Origin of the sequence: Pectobacterium sp. 1950-15 (assembly GCF_037136835.1) — a bacterium.
In the GTDB taxonomy this organism is placed as follows: Bacteria; Pseudomonadota; Gammaproteobacteria; order Enterobacterales; family Enterobacteriaceae; genus Pectobacterium.
Genome location: NZ_JBBBQR010000013.1, coordinates 100,715 through 119,643 on the forward strand (window position 1 = coordinate 100,715; position 18,929 = coordinate 119,643).

The window sequence follows — 18,929 nt, forward strand, 5'->3', positions numbered from 1 at the left end:
CCAATATACCGAATAAATTTTAATGAGGAGAGTTAGGTGAGCGTAAAAAGAATGGGGAATAGAAAACGAGCCGTAATATAAAAAAATAAACGAAGGTAAGTAGCGCCAAGGCTATTTACCTTCGTTTTTTTAAAATTATTCTACCGTAACGGATTTCGCCAAGTTACGCGGCTGATCGACATCGGTGCCTTTAATCAGCGCGACGTGATAAGACAGCAACTGCAACGGCACCGTATAGAAGATTGGTGCAATCACTTCTTCGATATGCGGCAGTGGAATAATCTTCATATTCTCGCTGCTGGTGAAACCGGCATCTTCGTCAGCGAAGACATACAGTTCACCACCGCGTGCCCGAACTTCTTCGATGTTGGATTTCAATTTCTCCAACAGTTCGTTGTTCGGCGCCACCACCACAACCGGCATGTCCGCATCGATCAGCGCCAGCGGGCCATGCTTCAGCTCGCCTGCCGCATAGGCTTCCGCGTGGATGTAAGAGATCTCCTTCAGCTTCAGCGCGCCCTCCATTGCGATCGGATACTGATCGCCACGGCCAAGGAACAGCGCATGGTGCTTGTCAGAGAAACCTTCTGCCAGAGACTCGATGAGCTTGTCCTGAGACAGCATCTGCTCAATACGCGCAGGCAGCGCCTGCAAACCATGAACGATGTCATGCTCAATCTGCGCATCCATACCGCGCAAACGGCCAACGCGCGCCACCAGCATCAGCAAAACGGTAAGCTGGGTGGTAAAGGCTTTGGTCGACGCCACGCCAATCTCTACGCCCGCTTTGGTCATCAGCGCCAGATCGGATTCACGCACCAGCGAGGAACCAGCAACGTTACAGATAGCCAGAGACCCCAGATAGCCCAGTTCTTTGGACAAACGCAGCGCCGCCAGCGTATCCGCCGTTTCACCGGACTGAGACAGGGTAATCATCAAGCTATTCTTACGCACCGCAGGCTTGCGATAGCGGAATTCTGAGGCGATTTCTACATCGCACGGAATTCCCGCAAGCGCTTCAAACCAGTAGCGGGAAACCATACCGGAGTTGTAGGACGTCCCGCAGGCGATGATCTGAACATGCTCAACCTTCGCCAGCAGTTCATCCGCTTTCGGGCCTAATTCAGAAAGATTAATTTCACCGTGACTGAAACGCCCTTCGAGGGTGTTCTTGATCGCCATCGGCTGTTCGTAGATCTCTTTCTGCATGTAGTGACGATACGCGCCTTTGTCACCGGCATCGTAATTCACTTTTGATTCGATTTCTTCGCGTGTGGCAAGTTGGCCGGATTTATCAAACACGCGCACGTCACGGCGGGTGATTTCTGCCACGTCGCCTTCTTCCAGGAACATAAAGCGACGCGTCACGGGCAGCAGCGCCAGCTGATCGGAAGCAATGAAGTTCTCACCAACACCACGGCCAATCACCAGCGGGCTACCAGAACGCGCGGCAACCAGTACGCTTGGGTCACGGTTATCCAACACCACCATGCCATAGGCACCGCGCAGCTGTGGGATCACACGCTTAACCACCTCAACCAGCGTTCCACCATTTTGCTTCTGTTCAAAATGAACCAAATGGGCGACCACTTCCGTATCGGTTTCAGAAACAAAACGATAGCCGCGGCCGATCATCAGCTCGCGCAGCGGTTCGTGGTTTTCGATAATGCCGTTATGGACGATGGTGATATGTTCAGAAACATGCGGGTGAGCGTTCTCTTCAGAAGGTTCACCGTGCGTTGCCCAACGGGTATGGGCAATACCCGTACCGCCGTGCAGATCGCTTTCTTCAGCAGCCTGAGACAGTACCTGTACTTTCCCCAGACGGCGTAAACGGGCGACGTTGCCTTCGCTATCAACAACCGCTAACCCCGCAGAGTCATAGCCGCGATACTCAAGACGACGTAAACCTTCCAACAAAATTTCAGCAACATCACGTTGCGCAACTGCGCCTACAATTCCACACATCGATGGTATTCCTATAAAAGTGACATATTGTGTCACCAGGGATGTCTTAGACCTGATTGTTCCGGTTTTTCCGGGTTCCCCGAGCCTTGTAGAGAGTTGGGGATTATTATGTTTTGTTCTGTACGCTGGGAGACCCTACGGGGGATCGGCCAACGTACAGGACAAAACTACCTCCGCCACTGCGGAGGCATAGTATGCTATTTCTTCTTCACCGGACGTTGCCAGCCGGAAATATGCCGCTGTTTCACGCGGCCAACCACCAGTTCATTCTCTGCCACATCGCGCGTAACCGTCGTTCCCGCGCCGATTGTCGCGCCGTTGGCTACGCTAACGGGTGCCACCAGTTGACTATCCGAGCCGACAAACACGTCATCACCAATTACCGTCTTGTGTTTATTCGCGCCGTCATAATTGCAGGTGATCGTTCCCGCGCCAATATTAACACCGGAACCGATATCCGCATCACCCAAATAGCTCAGGTGACCCGCTTTTGATCCTTTACCTAAACGCGCCTTTTTCAATTCGACAAAGTTACCGACATGGGCACCTTCAGCCAGCTCAGCGCCTGGGCGCAAACGGGCAAACGGGCCAACGGTACACTCTGCTTCTAACACCGCGTCTTCCAACACAGAGTAAGGACTGATCTCACTGTCGTCGCCAATAATACTGTTTTTGATCACACAACCCGCGCCGATTTTCACCCGGTTGCCTAGCTTAACATTGCCTTCCACGACAACATTGACATCAATCACTACATCACGACCGTGAGTCAGTTCGCCACGCAGATCAAACCGTGCCGGATCGAGCAGCATGACACCAGCCAGCAGCAGTCTATCCGCCTGTTCACGCTGATAAACCCGCTCCAGCGCCGACAGTTGCAGACGGTTATTGACGCCCTCAACCTCACTCAGTCGCTCAGGATGGACCGCTTCAACACGCTGACCTTCTTCCGCTGCCATCGCAATAATATCGGTGATGTAAAACTCGCCCTGCGCGTTGTTGTTATTCAACTGGCTTAACCAACGTTTCAGATCTTTGCCGTTCGCAATAAGAATGCCGGTATTGATCTCGCTAATCTGACGCTGTTCTTCGCTGGCATCTTTGTGCTCGACGATCCCGACTACGGCGTCGTTTTCACGCACAATACGTCCATAGCCCGTTGGATCGTCCAACTTCACCGTCAACAGGCCGATACCGCCCTGCGGCTTAGCCTCACGTAAACGCCCCAGCGTTTGCGATGAAATCAGCGGCACATCGCCGTACAACATCAGGATGTCTTCATCATCGGCAAAATGGGGCGCGGCTTGCTGCATCGCATGCCCGGTTCCCAGCTGTTCCGCCTGCAATACCCAGTTCAACGCCGGATCGGCCAATTCACGTTTTAGCAAATCACCGCCGTGGCCATAAACCAGATGAACGTGCTGCGCGCCTGTTGTCATGGCAGCGTCAATAACGTGCTGGACCATCGGCTTACCCGCCAGTTTATGCAGCACCTTGGGAAGGTCGGAATACATACGGGTTCCTTTACCCGCAGCAAGGATAACCACACTCATCGCACTATTTGACATAAGCATCCTGACAGTACGGAGCCACCGCTCCGCAAGAATAAAATGACCAGCCTGTTACGGCATGAATAACCAGAGTTTACCGAAACTACTGCGTAACGCGGATACTTTTTGGTGAGTTTTTTCTGAAAATCTCTCTCAAAACGACGAATGTTCACGAGAAGAAGATACAAGCACCATACTCTCAACCTAAACAGAAATGACACAGGGTTTCATAAAAAACAGACTTTGTTTTTAAGTATTTCCATTTGTGACACACACAAAAGAAACAGCGTTTCATTTATAGCAATATACGCGGGCGAATAATTCAATAACGAAGGAGACACAATGAAACGTTGTTCTTCACCAAAATGTCATTCTTTACGGAAACACCGTTCTTCACACCTCGCAGCCGTCGCGTTGACGAATGCATTACTTTTCAGCTTCAGCACACATGCCGCGACAGAATCAACGCCAGTCTGGCACGGTATCGCCTTTGGTCAGTCAACAGACGTAAACTTTTCATCCAATGTCCTGCCGGAAAAAATTGGCGTCAACGATGTCACCATTAACGGCAAGAAACTAACCCCGGGGGATAATGCTGATTTGTCCGCCCCCATCACGATTGAGAGTCGTGGCGGAAAGATTGCCAACACCCATGACGGGCTGACGTTCTTCTATACGCAACTGCCTACCAATGTGAATTTTACGCTTCAGTCTGATATTACCGTGGAACAGTTTGGGCCAGAAAACGGCGCCAAGCCGGCGGCTCAGGAAGGGGCGGGGATTCTGGTGCGCGATATTATCGGCGTACCGCGTCAGGAACCGCTGAAAGAAGGGTATGAGGAGTTCCCTGCGGCATCCAACATGGTGATGAACGCCATCATGACGCAGGATAAAAAATCGCATACCGAAGTAAAACTACAGGCCATTTTGCGCAATGGTGTGACACAGCCGTGGGGCAACGCAGGCGCGAAGATTACCAAAACCAGCTATCAGGAAAATGTGAATCTGGAGCAAACGCCGACGTTCCGCCTGAAACTGGAGCGCACCAACGACGGCTTCATTACCTCTTATGCACCGAAAGGCACGGATAACTGGGTATCAAAAGAAGTCAAAGGCGCGGACGTCGTTACCAAGCTGGATAAAGACCACTACTACGTCGGTTTCTTTGCCTCCCGTAACGCCAAAATCACCGTTAGCAATGCACAGTTGACCACCACGCCGGCGCAAACCAAAGCGTCACCTGAGTTTAAGGCTAAGGATTATGATCCTTTGCTTCAGGTGATGTCATCGCCTAAAACCACCAGCGAACACTATGTTGTGCAGGCGAAAGCCAATTACAACGGCACGATCGCAGTATCACAAGATGGTAAATCTCTGGGCGATGCCAAGCAGGTAAAAGCAGGAGAGACCTTCTCTCTGCCAGCGAAAATTGCCAGTAACGGTGCTGAGTTCAAGATCGCCTACCAGCCTGTGGAAGGGGATGATAAAGCGGTAAAAGAGAGCACATTGAAAGTTGAAAGAGTGGCTTATGCAGACGCTAAAAATCTGTATGTTTCGCCACAAGGTTCAGCCAGCAATGATGGCAGTAAAAATGCCCCGCTCGATTTAGCCAGCGCCGTCGCCGCTCTACCAGCAGGCGGCACCATTTGGCTCAACGATGGCGATTACAGCGCGTCTGAAATCCCTGTCAGCGCCAGCGGCCAGCAAAAAGCCGTCAAGAACCTGTTTGCTGTCGGTAATAAAGCCGTCATTCACGGCCTGCAACTGAAAGCGAGCCATTGGCATGTTAAAGGGATTGAAATCACCGAGAAACCGTTCCGTATCGAGGGGAGCTACAACACCATCGAACGCGTTCTGGCGCACCACGCTGACGATACCGGTATTCAGGTGACCTCGACGGCCGATGTAGGCAGACCGCTGTGGGCCAGCCATAACCTGATCCTGAATTCAGAATCTCACAGTAATCAAGACCCAGGCAAAATTAACGCCGACGGTTTCGCGGTGAAAATGCGTGTCGGTGAAGGCAATGTGATTCGCGGCGCGTTCTCACACAACAACATCGATGACGGCTTCGACCTGTTTAACAAAATCGAAGACGGCGCAAACGGCGTTGTGGTGATCGAGAATTCAATTGCCATGAACAACACCAGCAACGGCTTCAAAATGGGTGGGGAAGGTCAGCCGGTGGCGCATCAGGTTAAAAACAGCATTGCTGTGGGTAACAAACTTGATGGTTTCACTGACAACTTCAACCCTGGCGCCTTGATCGTTGAAAACAACATTGCGTTAGATAACGAACGCTTTAACTTTATTTTCCGTCCAAGCCCTTACTCTGGCCCGGAAAAACAAGGTGTCTTCAAGAACAACATGTCGCTGAAAACCAAAGCGGGTAAATATGATGATGCAGTTGTCGGCAATATCGATAACACCAACTATTTCATCAAAGGCGACCGCTCTGTTAACGCGCAAGGTAAGGAAATCACAGTAAATAATTTCGTTTCAGTAGCCATCCCTGAAACGTTTACGCGTGATGCCAAAGGCAATCTGGTACTTGGCGACTTCCTGAAGAAAAAATAAGGGCTTCAAGCCCCCCGCCTAACAAGGTGGGGGGCTGACAAAGCGTAAATAGATTTATCCGCGATCTTAATGCCTGCTTTCGCAGGCATTTTTATATGTAACATAGACTTAAATGCAAAAAGGCCAGTCAGTGTGAACTGACTGACCTTCAATTATTGCAAGCTTATCTGTTACATCGCTTTTCTGGTCAGCTCGATAACGCGCAGCTTCGCAATCGCTTTGCTTAGCTCTGCTGAAGCCTGAGCATAATCCACATCACCATGCGAGTTACGGATATGATCTTCAGCTTTGCGTTTCGCTTCCAGCGCACGTGCTTCGTCCAGATCCTGCCCACGGATAGCGGTATCTGACAGAACGGTAACGGCGTTCGGTTGCACCTCAAGGATGCCGCCAGAAAGATAAATATACTCTTCCTCACCGTGCTGCTTAACGATACGAACCATACCAGGCTTAATGGCAGTAAGCAGAGGGGCATGTCCCGGATAAATACCCAGTTCGCCTTCGCTCCCCGTTACCTGGATCTTCTGCACCAGACCGGAGAACATTTGCTGTTCTGCACTCACGACATCCAGATGGTAAGTCATAGCCATGTCACCCTCCTACAAGGCGTTACAGTTTCTTGGCTTTTTCCACGACTTCGTCAATGGAACCAACCATGTAGAACGCCTGCTCTGGCAGGTGGTCGTATTCGCCTTCCATAATCCCTTTAAAGCCACGGATGGTGTCTTTCAGGGCAACGTATTTACCCGGAGAACCGGTAAATACTTCCGCTACGAAGAACGGTTGTGACAGGAAGCGCTGAATTTTACGCGCACGAGATACCACCAGCTTGTCTTCTTCAGACAGCTCGTCCATACCCAGAATCGCGATGATGTCTTTCAGTTCCTGATAACGTTGCAGAATAGACTGCACGCCACGAGCAACATCATAGTGTTCCTGACCAACAACCAACGGATCCAGCTGACGGCTGGTGGAATCCAGCGGGTCAACGGCCGGGTAGATACCCAGAGAAGCGATCTGACGGCTCAGTACCACGGTTGCATCCAAGTGAGCAAAGGTGGTGGCTGGAGATGGGTCAGTCAAGTCATCCGCAGGAACGTAAACGGCCTGAACGGAGGTGATAGAACCGGTTTTGGTTGAGGTGATACGTTCTTGCAGAACACCCATCTCTTCCGCCAGCGTCGGCTGATAACCTACCGCAGAAGGCATACGACCCAACAGTGCGGATACTTCCGTACCGGCCAGGGTATAACGGTAGATGTTATCGACGAACAGCAGTACGTCACGACCTTCATCACGGAATTTTTCCGCCATGGTCAGACCGGTCAGTGCTACGCGCAGACGGTTACCTGGTGGCTCGTTCATCTGGCCATAAACCAGTGATACTTTGTCGATTACGTTGGAATCGGTCATTTCGTGGTAGAAGTCGTTACCTTCACGGGTACGCTCACCCACGCCTGCAAACACGGAGTAACCGGAGTGCTCGATCGCGATGTTACGGATCAGCTCCATCATGTTTACGGTTTTACCTACGCCCGCACCACCGAACAGACCCACTTTACCGCCCTTGGCAAACGGACACATCAGGTCGATAACCTTGATGCCGGTTTCCAGCAGTTCCTGTGAGTTTGACAGCTCTTCATAGCTCGGAGCTGCGCGGTGAATAGCCCAACGCTCTTCTTCGCCGATGTCGCCTTTCATGTCGATGGGTTCACCCAACACGTTCATGATACGACCCAGCGTTGCTTTACCTACCGGCACTTCGATCGGGTGGTCCAGGTTATTCACGTTCAACCCGCGACGCAGACCGTCAGAAGAACCCATTGCGATACAGCGAACAATACCGCCGCCCAACTGCTGCTGTACTTCCAGCACCAGTTTTTCAGCGCCGTTCTCTACCTCAAGCGCATCGTACACCTTCGGTACGGCATCTTGCGGGAACTCGACGTCCACCACGGCGCCGATTACCTGGATAATCTTTCCAGTAGCCATCTTGAATCCTCTACGTAATTCGACAATACGTAATTCGTAAACCTGCTTTAAACCGCGGAGGCTCCCCCGACGATTTCGGTGAGTTCCTGGGTAATGCTGGCCTGACGAGCTTTGTTGTATACCAACTGCAGCTCTTTGATCAGGCTACCGCCGTTATCGGTCGCGGCTTTCATCGCAACCATTCGCGCGGCCTGCTCACTGGCCAGATTTTCTACGACGCCCTGATAAACCTGAGATTCTACATAACGGCGCAGCAGGGTATCCAGCAGCGACTTAGGATCGGGTTCATACAGGTAATCCCAGGATTTCTTCTTCAACTCACCGTCATCCGAAGGCGGTAACGGTAACACTTGAACAACAAGCGGTTCCTGAGACATGGTATTGATAAACTTGTTGCTTACGATATACAGCTTGTCCAGACGACCTTCGTCATAGGCTTGCAGCATAACTTTAACCGGGCCGATCAATTCTGATACGGAAGGGTTGTCTCCCATACCGGTCACTTGAGCAACAATGTTTCCGCCTACCGAACCGAAAAAAGAAACCGCTTTGGAACCAATCAGCGCTAAATCAGTTTCAACGCCTTTGTCGCTCCAGGATTTCATATCAGCCAACAGTTTCTTGAACAGGTTAATGTTCAAGCCACCGCACAGGCCACGGTCAGTAGACACCACCAAATACCCAACGCGCTTAACGTCGCGTTCTTCCAGGTACGGGTGTTTATATTCCAGATTTCCTAACGCAAGGTGACCAATCACATTGCGTATGGTTTCCGCATAAGGACGGCTGGCCGCCATACGATCCTGCGATTTACGCATTTTGGAAGCGGCGACCATTTCCATTGCTTTGGTGATCTTCTGCGTATTTTGGACGCTTGCGATCTTACTACGTATCTCTTTTGCGCCGGCCATCTTTGCTTCTCCTCAAAGCCTTGCGGCCTGCTTTACAGCAGGCCACCGGGCGTTACCAGGACTGGGTTGCCTTAAAAGTATCGAGGATGCCTTTAAATTTGCCCTCGATCTCATCGTTATAAGCGCCAGTTTGGTCGATTTGTTGCAGAAGTTCGCCATGCTCACGATCGGCGTAAGCCAGCAGTGCCGCTTCAAAGCTACCGACTTTCGACAGCTCAACATCTTCCAGATAACCACGTTCCGCCGCAAACAGAACCAGAGACTGCTGTGCGACAGACATCGGCGCATACTGTTTCTGCTTCAACAGCTCGGTCACTTTCTGACCGTGGCTCAACTGCTTACGGGTTGCATCATCAAGGTCGGAAGCGAACTGAGAGAATGCCGCCAGTTCACGGTACTGTGCCAGAGCGGTACGAATACCACCGGACAGTTTCTTCATGATCTTGGTCTGTGCTGCACCACCCACACGGGATACGGAGATCCCTGGGTTAACCGCAGGACGAATACCGGCGTTAAACAGGTTGGATTCCAGGAAGATCTGACCATCGGTAATAGAAATTACGTTGGTCGGAACGAACGCAGAAACGTCACCTGCTTGCGTTTCGATGATCGGCAGAGCGGTCAACGAACCGGTTTTCCCCTTCACTTCACCCTTGGTGAATGCTTCAACGTAATCGGCGTTAACGCGCGATGCACGCTCCAGCAAACGGGAGTGGAGATAGAAAACGTCACCAGGATAAGCTTCACGACCTGGCGGACGACGGAGCAGCAGAGAAATCTGACGATAAGCAACAGCCTGTTTAGACAGGTCATCATAAATAATCAGCGCATCTTCACCGCGGTCACGGAAATACTCGCCCATTGCACAACCGGCATATGGTGCCAGATATTGCAGAGCAGCAGACTCAGACGCGGTAGCAACGACAACAATGGTGTTTTCCAGTGCGCCATGCTCTTCCAGTTTACGCACCACGTTAGAAATCGTGGAGGCTTTCTGGCCGATAGCGACGTACACACATTTGATGCCGGAATCACGCTGGTTGATGATGGCGTCGATAGCCAGAGCAGTTTTACCCGTCTGACGGTCACCGATAATCAGCTCACGCTGACCACGACCAATTGGAATCATGGCGTCAACGGACTTATAGCCCGTTTGTACCGGCTCATCAACGGATTGACGTTCGATAACGCCAGGCGCAATCGCTTCAACCGCAGAGAAACCGTCGTGATCCAGTGCGCCTTTGCCGTCAATCGGTGCGCCCAGCGTGTTGACCACACGACCCAGCAGGCCACGGCCAACTGGAACTTCAAGAATACGGCCGGTGCATTTTACTTTCATGCCTTCAGCCAGATCCGCATACGGGCCCATAACTACCGCACCAACGGAGTCGCGCTCCAGGTTCAGTGCGATCGCATAACGGTTACCCGGCAGAGAGATCATCTCTCCCTGCATCACGTCTGCCAGACCGTGGACGCGGATGATTCCGTCGCTGACGGAAACAATAGTACCTTCATTGTGAGCTTCGCTCACCACATTGAACTGAGCAATGCGCTGCTTGATCAGTTCGCTGATTTCGGTGGAATTCAGTTGCATGCTCCAGTCCCCTTAAGACTGCAAGACGTCTGCCAGACGTTCCAGACGACCGCGAATGCTGCCATCTATCACCATATCGCCCGCGCGGATAACCACGCCGGCCATGACAGACTTATCAATTTTGCAATTCAGCTTCACTTTGCGTGACAGACGTTTTTCCATAGCGGCAGCGATCTTCGACAGCTGCTGCTCACTCAACGTGTTGGCAGAAATCACATCGACGTCAACCGTCGATTCCAGTGCTGCCCGCAGTTGAATAAATTGTTCCAGTACTTCAGGAAGTACCGGTAAACGTCCGTTTTCGGCCATCACCTTAATCAGGTTCTGGCCGGCTTCATCAAGTTGATCACCACAAACGGCAATAAACGTTTTCGCCAGCTCAATCGGTGCAACCGCACCGGAAAGCAGCTCGGCAATCTGCTCATTGCGCGCTACTTCGGCCGAAAACGCCAGCATGTTCTGCCAGCGATCCAAGGCCTGATTCTCAACCGCAAAGTCAAAAGCTGCTTTGGCGTAGGGGCGAGCTACCGTGACAAATTCAGACATCAGCCCCTCCCTCCTTACAGTTCAGCGACCAGTTTATCAACGATGTCGCTGTTAGCAGCTTCATCCACGGAACGTTCAATAATTTTCTCGGCACCAGCAATCGCCAATACGGCAACTTGCTTACGCAGCTCTTCACGAGCGCGCTTACGTTCGGCTTCAATTTCAGCCTGCGCCTGCGCCACAATCTTGTTACGTTCAGCTTCCGCTTCAGCTTTCGCCTCATCCAGGATCTGAGCACGGCGTTTGTTCGCCTGCTCGATGATAACCTGAGCATCCGCTTTGGCTTTCTTCAGTTGATCTGTCGCATTGGCCTGAGCCAAGTTCAAATCTTTTTTGGCACGTTCAGCAGAAGCCAGACCGTCAGCAATTTCTTTCTGACGTTTCTCGATGGCTGCCATCATCGGCGGCCATACATACTTCATGCAGAACCAGACAAACAGGACGAACGCAATGGCCTGGCCGAGGATTGTTGCATTAATATTCACAGCACAATGCCTCTTTCAAAGTTAAATAAGTTGATGTTTTAACCTCAGCAGAAAACATTCTGCTTAGGCCACCGCAAACATCACATACAGCCCCAGACCAACAGCGATCATCGGGATGGCGTCAACCAGACCCATGACGATAAAGAACTGTGTACGCAGTAAAGGAATCAGGTCAGGCTGGCGAGCAGCACCTTCCAAGAATTTACCACCCAGAATGCCGATACCGATCGCAGCACCGATTGCCGCCAAACCCATCATTAACGCGGCAGCCATGTACAGCAGATCCACACTCAGGTTTTCCATGACAGTCTCCAGTTTGTTTCAGTTAAAAACGTTATTTGTTGAAAGAAAATCAATGCTCTTCAGATGCCATCGAGAGATAAACAACCGTCAGAACCATGAAAATAAAAGCCTGAAGCGTAATAATCAAAATGTGGAAAATAGCCCAAGGCACATTTAACAGCCATTGTGACCACCACGGCAACAGACCGGCAATCAGGATGAAGATCAACTCACCCGCATACATATTGCCAAACAGTCGCAAGCCTAAAGAAATAGGTTTGGACAGCAGGCTGACACCTTCAAGAATCAGGTTAATAGGAATAAATACTGGATGGTTGAACGGCTGCATGGTCAGTTCTTTAACAAAACCACCGAGACCCTTCATTTTGATGCTGTAGAACAGAACCAGAATAAACACCCCAAGCGCCATCGACAGCGTAATGTTCACGTCAGCGGTCGGCACGGCACGCAGATACGCATGCGCCGGATCGTATCCCAGCAGACTATAAATACCAGCCCAGGCTTGCGGCAACAGATCGATAGGCAGCAGGTCCATCAGGTTCATCAGGAAAACCCAGACGAAAATGGTCAGCGCCAAAGGAGCAATCAGTTTGCTTTTGCCATGGAACATATCGCGCACGGTACCATCAACGAAACCGATAATCAGTTCGACGGCCGTTTGCAGCTTACCTGGCACACCGCTGGTTGCGCGCTTAGCGACACGGTGAAAGATAACCAGAAAGAGGATCCCAAGAGCGATGGAGAAAAACATCGAATCGACGTTGATCGACCAAAAACCCGTCCCTACCTGCAAATGGTGCAAGTGGTGACTGATATACTCTTGCGGAGTAGAGATTTCTCCAGCAGCCATGATGTCCCTTACCCTTTTGTTGTTAACTACGGTAACGATTAATTACGGCCGGTGCCACGATCTGCATAATCAGCACCGATAAATAAGTCAGGCCAAGCGGAAAAAATGCCGCTTTAAACACGCCTAACGCCACCACTAACAGTGCAATGGTGATAAATACCTTGAGCGCCTCGCCAATTGCGAATGACCAGGCCACACGCCCATCAGCGGGCTTGTGCGACTGATGACGCAAGGCAAACAGCACAAACAAAACATTCGGCAACCAGGCTGCCAATCCCCCGCCTAATGCAGAAGCGGCAGCATTGACGCTATTGAGGCTGAAAACAGCACTCAACAAAGCAAAAGTCACTAACTGTAACAACAGCAGCCTGAAGGCTACTTTTCCGCTGTAAAGGGATACAGGCATGACGTTTGCTCTCTCCGTACCTTTTCAGAGGTATACCGAATGACGTATAAAACTGCCTTTGCACCACTGAGTCAAGCAGCAAAAAACGAGCAAATTATACGGGTCATACCTGCGAATTCAATCGATAAGTAGCGAAAAGGTGAACAATTATTTAAATTTCTTTCTGAAGCCCCGTTTTTACTAACAATCATCCCTGCTCATGTCTGGTGTAATTAATTTCTAAAGGCCTCTAATCTGTGATGTGACTCACATAAAAGGCTTTACGACTATTTACAACAGAACGTGTTTTTTTTTGTCTCTAGCAAAATAAGCTATTTATTTCATTTAACTTCAATAAGTTATGAAAATACCTATTCAAAAAACGCAACAAACAACCTTTCAACCGACTATTGACATTATTGATATCGTTTTTTTACTCAATTAACACAAAAATAACTAAATTTTGATGCCGATGATTTATTTTCGTTCGTTATTATTCAGTGCGAAAGCAAAAGGACAACGCTGAAAAAACGAAGATGTAAAATTTCAGTGATCGTGATGCGCTCTGGAGCGCTGCCACCGATAAACGAGATGGCAACTTCACACGCAATATTTAGTTATAATTTTTTTGATAAAAAACAAAATTAGTTTGGTTTAAGCACGACCAAATGGCGCTCACCTTCCAGTTCGGGGACAGATAAGCGAACGACCTGATCCAATAGGACACCTTGCGGCAAAGATGACAATTCATCCTCTGGAAGTACGCCTTTTAGAGCATAAAATCGGCCTGTCGATCTGGCCGGAAGATGGTTGCACCAGCTAATCATGTCATGCAGAGAGGCAAATGCCCGACTGATCACGCCATCAAAAGGCGGCTCTGCTGGAAATTCTTCAACGCGACTTTGCACCGGCGTGATGTTTTCAAGCTGCAGTTCATGCTGAACCTGGCGCAGGAAACGTACGCGCTTACCCAGACTATCCAGCAAGGTAAAATGCGAATCAGGGCGAACAATCGCTAATGGAATCCCCGGCAACCCTGGTCCCGTTCCCACATCGATAAAGCGTTGCCCGTGTAAATGCGGCTCAACCACGATACTGTCCATGATGTGACGGACAAGCATTTGCTGCGGATCGCGTACAGACGTCAGGTTGTAAGCTTTGTTCCACTTATTCAGCATATCAACATACTGTATCAGAAGATTTTTTTGCTTATCTGAAATCACAATACCAGCCGCGTTTAGCAGATTATCGAGTGTGTTGCGCACAATAAGATCCCGATGAAAAATATGAGGTTAATAATAAAAATAGCCGGATAACCGGCTATTTAGGGGATAAGTTTACCTTAAATCAGGCGCTGCGGCGCAGCAGACCCTGTTTTTTAAGCCAGATCAGCAGAATGGAAATTGCCGCAGGCGTAATACCGGAAATTCGTGAAGCCTGACCGATAGACGAAGGTTTGTGATCGTTCAGCTTGGCAATAACCTCATTGGACAGCCCGTTAACCTGCTTGTAATCCAGATCGGCAGGCAGCAACGTATTTTCATTACGCAGCTGTTTCTCAATTTCATCCTGTTGGCGAGCAATATACCCTTCGTATTTGACCTGAATTTCAACCTGCTCAGCAGCCTGCTCATCGGTTAATCCCGGTGCAAACAGCGGCAACGCAGTAAGCTGGACGTAATCCACTTCCGGGCGACGCAGCAGCTCTTCACCGTTCGCTTCGCGCGACAACGGCGTTTTCAGCAGCGAGTTAACTTGATCTAACAGCTCAGACTGCGGGTGAACGTGAATATCGCGCAGGCGCTGGCGCTCTTTTTCAATACTCTCAAGTTTCTCGTTGAAACGCGCCCAGCGATGATCGTCGACCATACCCAGCTCGCGACCGATTTCAGTCAAACGCAGATCGGCGTTATCTTCGCGCAACATCAGACGATATTCGGCACGCGACGTAAACATACGGTAGGGTTCTTTCGTCCCCAGCGTACAGAGGTCGTCAACCAACACGCCGAGATAGGCCTGATCGCGACGCGGTGACCAGCCTTCCTTATCGGCAGCTAATCGAGCCGCATTCAGCCCTGCCAGCATGCCCTGCGCAGCGGCTTCTTCGTACCCTGTTGTGCCGTTGATTTGGCCGGCGAAGAACAGGCCATGAACAAATTTGTTTTCCAGCGTTGGTTTCAGATCGCGGGGATCGAAGAAATCGTACTCAATGGCGTAACCAGGGCGAACAATGCGTGCATTTTCCATTCCTGCCATTGAACGAACAATCTGCCACTGAACGTCAAACGGCAAACTGGTTGAGATCCCGTTAGGATAAATTTCGTTGCTGGTCAGGCCTTCTGGCTCAAGAAAGATCTGATGCGTATTTCGATCGGCAAAACGCATGACTTTGTCTTCGATCGAGGGGCAATAACGCGGGCCGATCCCTTCGATGATCCCGGCATACATCGGGCTACGATCCAGATTATTACGGATCACATCATGGGTTTTCTCGTTGGTATGCGTGATGTAGCATGGCATTTGCGCCGGATGCTGGCTTGCATTCCCCAGGAATGAGAAAACCGGCATTGGGTTGTCACCGTGCTGTTGAGCCAGCACGCTAAAATCGATCGTTCTGGCGTCAATACGCGGCGGAGTACCGGTTTTCAAGCGGTTAACACGCAGAGGCAGCTCACGCAGGCGACGCGCCAGCGGAATAGAAGGCGGATCGCCTGCACGCCCACCGCTGTAGTTGTCCAGCCCGATGTGAATCTTGCCGTCAAGGAAAGTGCCTACCGTTAATACGACGGCTTTTGCACGAAATTTTAGTCCCATCTGGGTTACGGCGCCAACGACACGATCGTTTTCCACAATCAGATCGTCAACAGCCTGCTGGAAGATCATCAGGTTTGGCTGATTCTCCAACGCGGTGCGAACAGCCTGACGATAGAGCACGCGATCCGCTTGTGCGCGAGTGGCTCTGACCGCTGGGCCTTTACTGCTGTTTAGTATCCTAAACTGTATACCTGCCTGGTCAACAGCACGTGCCATCAACCCTCCCATGGCATCGATCTCTTTAACCAGATGGCCTTTTCCAATACCGCCAATCGCCGGGTTACAAGACATTTGTCCCAGCGTATCAATATTGTGTGTGAGTAAAAGCGTCTGTTGGCCCATTCGGGCAGAAGCTATCGCAGCTTCTGTTCCGGCATGACCGCCACCGATCACGATGACGTCAAATGGATCTGGATAAAACATGGTACTGCTCCTCGCATTATTGCGAATGATGAGTGGCGAACGATCGTTATTTGCCCTGGGGTGGGGGATTCTACTCAACTTTGAGCCAACGACCAAGTCCGTTGGATCCTCGTTAATTAAAGAAAGATCTTTTTATTTAAAGATCTCTTTATTAGATCTCTTATTAGGATCGTTGTGTTGTGTGGATAAGTGATTATTCACATTAAAGATCAAGAGAATGGCATTGATCCTTACCTGTGAATGATCGGTGATCCTGGCCAGTATAAGCTGGGATCTTAATGTGGGTTTATACACAGGACAAAAAACGCACTCGGGTTGTTATTGGGATAACTACTGCTTTTACACCTGAATTAAGTATAGTTATCCACATTCAACTGCCGAATATTTAACCTTACTTGAGTAAATTAACCCACGATCCTAGCCATTCTTCAGCCGGATCTTCAGGAATCTGATGCTGAGTGATGTCGATCTCGAGGATTTCACCGATCCGTTTAGCCCCTAACTGGGTCAGTACACGATCCGCCGTTTGGATCGCGCCACAGAACGTATCGTACTCTCTGCTACCGATCCCTATCGCACCAAAGCTCATCTGAGAAAGATCGGGCTTCTGTTGTTCCAACTGATCAAACAGCGCTTTCAGGTTATCAGGAAATTCCCCGGCACCGTGGGTGGACGTCACCACCAGCCATACACCGCTTTTAGACAGTGCATCAAGCTTAGGACCGTGCAGAAGTTCAGTGGAAAAATCATCCTTCTCCAGCAGTTCAGCCAAATGCTCTGCGACGTATTCGGCGCTGCCAAGGGTACTGCCACTGATCAAGGTAATGTCTGCCATAGCGATCCCATCCGATAAAAGACGGGACATTGTACGCTGTGATCTGGCTGGGATCTACCTGTGGATAATATGAGTATAGGAAAAAAGCATTACGGCGCGATCGTCCGCATGATGGGGTTCTGCAGGGAGATGAGTGTTTCGGTGGACTGAATTTCATCAATTGTTTGGATCTTGTTGATAAGTACATGTTGCAGCGCTTCTATCGAGCGGCACATGACCTTAATAAAGATGCTGTAATGTCCGGTGGTGTAGTAGGCCTCGACCACTTCTTCCAGATTGTTCAGCTTCTCCAGCGCCGAGGGATAATCTTTGGCGCTTTTCAGAATGATGCCGATAAAGCAGCACACGTCATAGCCCAGCTGTTTTGGGTTCACGTCCAGACGCGTACCAACAATGATGCCCGCCTGTTTCATTTTTTCCACTCGAACGTGGATTGTCCCTGGACTGACGGAAAACTGTTTTGCCAGTTCGGCATACGGGGTGCGTGCATTTTCCATTAAGGCGGAAAGAATGCCGCGATCGAGATTATCGATCTGATAAATTTCTGCCACTTTGAGCCTCCTATTTTAGCGAATAATGATTTTATACCGCTATAAAATGACGGATTAAAAGCACAAGAGCAATTTATCCATAAGATTATTGAATGGCTAGCGCTTTTTATTGCTTAATGAATAACTAAATACGATGAATAAGAGACGCGGCAATGAAAAAGCAGTACATCGAAAAACAGCAGCAAATCAGCTTCGTTAAATCTTTCTTCTCCAGCCAGCTGGAGCAGCTTCTGGGATTGATTGAAGTCCAGGCACCAATTCTTAGCCGTATCGGCGACGGCACACAGGATAACTTGTCCGGTACGGAAAAAGCGGTGCAGGTTAAGGTGAAAGCCCTGCCAGATGCCACATTTGAAGTCGTTCACTCACTGGCTAAATGGAAACGTAAAACGCTGGGCGCGTACGATTTTAGCTGCGGTGAAGGCATTTATACCCACATGAAGGCGCTGCGTCCTGACGAAGATCGTCTGAGCCCGATCCACTCGGTTTATGTCGATCAGTGGGACTGGGAGCGTGTGATGGGAGACGGCGAGCGTCATGCGGAGTACCTGAAATCGACGGTGGAGCGTATTTATCAGGGAATCAAAGCGACGGAGGCTGCGGTACATCAGGCGTTTGGGATTCAGCCTTTCCTGCCGGAACAGATTCATTTTGTGCACACCGAGACGTTGCTGCAGCGCTATCCCGATCTGGATGCCAAAGGGCGTGAGCGAGCTATCGCTAAAGAGTTGGGGGCTGTTTTCCTGATAGGGATTGGCGGTAAACTGTCCAGCGGGCACTCTCACGATGTGCGTGCACCGGATTATGATGACTGGACGACGCCAGGCGAGCAGGAACTGGCGGGGCTGAACGGCGATATCGTCGTGTGGAACCCGGTTCTGAACGATGCATTTGAGATTTCATCTATGGGTATCCGCGTGGATGCAGAGGCGTTAACACGCCAGCTGGCACTGACGCAGGATGAAGAACGTCTGAAGCTGGAATGGCATCAGGCGCTGCTGCGCGGCGAGATGCCGCAAACGATCGGCGGGGGAATCGGTCAGTCTCGTCTGGTCATGCTGCTGCTGCAATTATCGCACATTGGTCAGGTTCAGTGCGGCGTATGGCCACAGCCGCTGCATGAGTCAGTTTCCGGTCTGCTTTAA

17 protein-coding genes are annotated in these 18,929 nt (G+C 50.3%); 2 read left to right on the forward strand and 15 right to left on the reverse strand.

Annotated features, from left to right (window positions below):
* Nucleotides 1-135: 135 nt before the first annotated feature.
* Both glmS and glmU read right to left on the reverse strand, forming a co-directional pair.
* Complete coding sequence (gene glmS / locus WCT94_RS15255; RefSeq protein ID WP_181847279.1) at nt 136-1,968, reverse strand: glutamine--fructose-6-phosphate transaminase (isomerizing); 1,833 nt, start codon at nt 1,966-1,968, stop codon at nt 136-138.
* Between the two features lie 197 nt (nt 1,969-2,165).
* The gene (glmU, locus tag WCT94_RS15260; RefSeq protein ID WP_336870228.1) at nt 2,166-3,536 is read right to left on the reverse strand and encodes a bifunctional UDP-N-acetylglucosamine diphosphorylase/glucosamine-1-phosphate N-acetyltransferase GlmU; all 1,371 of its coding nucleotides are present in this window, start codon (nt 3,534-3,536) and stop codon (nt 2,166-2,168) included.
* A gap of 324 nt (nt 3,537-3,860) precedes the next feature.
* Here glmU and pelX point away from each other — a divergent pair, with 324 nt between their 5' ends.
* Nucleotides 3,861-6,095 carry a pectate disaccharide-lyase PelX gene (gene pelX / locus WCT94_RS15265; protein WP_336870229.1) on the forward strand — a complete coding sequence of 745 codons (2,235 nt, stop codon included), beginning with the start codon at nt 3,861-3,863 and terminating at the stop codon, nt 6,093-6,095.
* Between the two features lie 170 nt (nt 6,096-6,265).
* Here the strand turns inward: pelX and WCT94_RS15270 are convergent, their stop codons facing one another.
* The 13 genes from WCT94_RS15270 to asnC all read right to left on the reverse strand — a co-directional run bounded on the left by WCT94_RS15270 (nt 6,266) and on the right by asnC (nt 17,784).
* Nucleotides 6,266-6,685 carry a F0F1 ATP synthase subunit epsilon gene (locus WCT94_RS15270; RefSeq protein ID WP_263058397.1) on the reverse strand — a complete coding sequence of 140 codons (420 nt, stop codon included), beginning with the start codon at nt 6,683-6,685 and terminating at the stop codon, nt 6,266-6,268.
* A gap of 19 nt (nt 6,686-6,704) precedes the next feature.
* Nucleotides 6,705-8,087, reverse strand: a complete 1,383-nt coding sequence (atpD, locus tag WCT94_RS15275; protein ID WP_015842331.1) for a F0F1 ATP synthase subunit beta — start codon at nt 8,085-8,087, stop codon at nt 6,705-6,707.
* Nucleotides 8,088-8,134: 47 nt separating this feature from the next.
* Nucleotides 8,135-8,998 carry a F0F1 ATP synthase subunit gamma gene (gene atpG / locus WCT94_RS15280; RefSeq protein WP_015842330.1) on the reverse strand — a complete coding sequence of 288 codons (864 nt, stop codon included), beginning with the start codon at nt 8,996-8,998 and terminating at the stop codon, nt 8,135-8,137.
* Nucleotides 8,999-9,050: 52 nt separating this feature from the next.
* Nucleotides 9,051-10,592 (reverse strand): F0F1 ATP synthase subunit alpha, encoded by a 1,542-nt coding sequence (atpA, locus tag WCT94_RS15285; RefSeq protein ID WP_005976551.1) that lies wholly within the window; start codon nt 10,590-10,592, stop codon nt 9,051-9,053.
* 12 nt (nt 10,593-10,604) lie between these two features.
* Nucleotides 10,605-11,138 (reverse strand): F0F1 ATP synthase subunit delta, encoded by a 534-nt coding sequence (atpH, locus tag WCT94_RS15290; protein ID WP_014917153.1) that lies wholly within the window; start codon nt 11,136-11,138, stop codon nt 10,605-10,607.
* Between the two features lie 14 nt (nt 11,139-11,152).
* Complete coding sequence (gene atpF, locus WCT94_RS15295) at nt 11,153-11,623, reverse strand: F0F1 ATP synthase subunit B (protein ID WP_010681466.1); 471 nt, start codon at nt 11,621-11,623, stop codon at nt 11,153-11,155.
* Nucleotides 11,624-11,686: 63 nt separating this feature from the next.
* Nucleotides 11,687-11,926 (reverse strand): F0F1 ATP synthase subunit C, encoded by a 240-nt coding sequence (gene atpE / locus WCT94_RS15300; protein WP_005976545.1) that lies wholly within the window; start codon nt 11,924-11,926, stop codon nt 11,687-11,689.
* Nucleotides 11,927-11,975: 49 nt separating this feature from the next.
* Entirely contained in the window at nt 11,976-12,776 is an 801-nt protein-coding gene (gene atpB, locus WCT94_RS15305) for a F0F1 ATP synthase subunit A (protein WP_015842329.1), read from the reverse strand.
* 22 nt (nt 12,777-12,798) lie between these two features.
* Nucleotides 12,799-13,182, reverse strand: coding sequence for a F0F1 ATP synthase subunit I (gene atpI, locus WCT94_RS15310; RefSeq protein ID WP_180743538.1), 384 nt, complete (start codon nt 13,180-13,182; stop codon nt 12,799-12,801).
* Between the two features lie 623 nt (nt 13,183-13,805).
* A complete protein-coding gene (rsmG, locus tag WCT94_RS15315) occupies nt 13,806-14,426 on the reverse strand; it encodes a 16S rRNA (guanine(527)-N(7))-methyltransferase RsmG (RefSeq protein ID WP_180743539.1) in 621 nt (206 codons plus the stop codon).
* Nucleotides 14,427-14,508: 82 nt separating this feature from the next.
* Nucleotides 14,509-16,398, reverse strand: a complete 1,890-nt coding sequence (gene mnmG / locus WCT94_RS15320) for a tRNA uridine-5-carboxymethylaminomethyl(34) synthesis enzyme MnmG (RefSeq protein WP_336870230.1) — start codon at nt 16,396-16,398, stop codon at nt 14,509-14,511.
* A 391-nt stretch (nt 16,399-16,789) separates the two neighbouring features.
* Entirely contained in the window at nt 16,790-17,233 is a 444-nt protein-coding gene (mioC, locus tag WCT94_RS15325) for an FMN-binding protein MioC (RefSeq protein WP_336870231.1), read from the reverse strand.
* Nucleotides 17,234-17,322: 89 nt separating this feature from the next.
* A complete protein-coding gene (asnC, locus tag WCT94_RS15330; protein WP_010300103.1) occupies nt 17,323-17,784 on the reverse strand; it encodes a transcriptional regulator AsnC in 462 nt (153 codons plus the stop codon).
* A gap of 152 nt (nt 17,785-17,936) precedes the next feature.
* On the opposite strand from asnC, the gene asnA reads away from it, so the two are divergent.
* On the forward strand, nt 17,937-18,929 hold the full coding sequence (asnA, locus tag WCT94_RS15335; protein WP_336870232.1) for an aspartate--ammonia ligase: 993 nt from the start codon (nt 17,937-17,939) through the stop codon (nt 18,927-18,929).